The organism is Eudoraea sp., assembly GCF_049669105.1.
Taxonomy (GTDB): domain Bacteria; phylum Bacteroidota; class Bacteroidia; order Flavobacteriales; family Flavobacteriaceae; genus Eudoraea.
The window spans coordinates 1-1548 of record NZ_JBATKE010000097.1 but is presented as its reverse complement, the minus strand read 5'-3'; the positions used below and the strand labels follow the sequence as shown (position 1 = coordinate 1548).

Genomic DNA, 1548 nt, shown 5'->3' with positions numbered 1-1548 from the left:
TGCCGGAACAGCTTCCCTGGCTGGGGGTGGCCGATTGAAAGGTGACGCCGGCCGGCAAAGTGTCGACCAGGGTAACGTTGTTGGCCGTGCTCGGCCCGTTGTTGGTGACGATCAGGGTGTAGACCAGCGGCCCTCCGGCCGGCGCGGGATCGGGGTTGTCCGTTTTGGTCAGGGCCAGATCGGCGACGCCTTGAACCAGGGCGTTAACACTGAACTCCGAGGTATTGTCGCTCGAATCGGTTGCAGTGGCAGACACCCTGTCGCCCACGCTGATGCCGCTTGAAAGCAGAACTGCCTGCACCGAGCCGGCGGCCGGGTCGGCATCGGCCACGGGGCTGATATGCGGCCCGCTGCAGACGCCGTTGTCGACGCAGCTTCCCTGGTAGAGATACCCCTCGCCGGAGCCGCTGGGGTCTGCCGTCACCACCGGTGCGGCGGCGTTGTTGACCCGGAAGAATTCGACGGTGTCGCCGCTGCCGGCGGTGGCAACGATAGTAAAATCGGATCCGTTGGGGGTGATGCCGGTGATGACGGGGGCGGCTTTGTTGTTGTTGGCCCCGCCGGTCGCGCCCACCCCGTCGGATTCGAGATCGATGCCCAGGCCACCGTTCTCGAAAATGGCGTTGCCGGAGATGAGATTGAAATCAGTTGCCGAGCCATCGATCCAAACACCGTCGCCCGTGCTGTAGGCAATGACGTTCCCTTCGCCTGTAGCGCTGCCACCGATAATGTTATTTGTTGCCGTGTTGGAAATGGCGATACCATGACTGCCATTGCCGAGCGGGCTGGTCCCGTCGACCTGAGTTCCGATAAGATTCCCCAGTACCCGGTTCCCTGTGGTCCCGCCACCACCGATCCAAACACCAACGCCAGAGTTGCCGGAAATGACGTTTTCATCATCAGCTCCGCTTCCCCCGACCGTATTGTTGATGCAGTTGGCGATGCCGACGCCTTCGCGCTCGTTTCCGATGGCCACGGTCCCGGTGCGATCGGTTCCGATATAGTTTCCGATCACGCTATTTCCATCAGCCCGATACAACATAACGCCACGACCGGTGGTCCATTCGATGGCGTTGTAGTCATTGCCGGATATCAGGTTGCCTGTCCCCGGGGAACTGCCGCCGATGGTATTGCCTGTTGACAAATAGACGTAAACACCACTCCCGCTGTTTCCGAGGTCGGTGGAGCCCGTGGCGTCGGTGCCGATATAATTGCCCTCGATGGTGTTGCCACCGTTCGATGTCAGGTATATGCCGTCATAAGAGAACCGATTGATGACCAAGCCCCGAATCGTGCTGCTGCCACCGGTTACAGAAAGCCCCCTTACCGATGCGCCGGCGCTGTTGCCTTCCAGTTCGATTTCCGGCCCACGGCTGTTGGTGTTTCCCTGGTTGACGGTCTGGGTGGTGGCATCGATGATGGTGCCGGCCGCCGTTATTGTCGGCAACGCACTGTTTGGAGAGATGCGCCACCAGGAATCCGCACCGGCACTCTGATTTCCGGGGGCGGGAATGTTGAAGGAAATAGTCGTTCCCGGATTGCTGTTGG

1 pseudogene is annotated in these 1548 nt (G+C 60.5%); it reads right to left on the bottom strand.

Going from position 1 to position 1548, the window contains the following annotated elements:
- Nucleotides 1–1548: pseudogene (locus WBM60_RS08275) on the bottom strand (hypothetical protein); the annotation flags it as partial.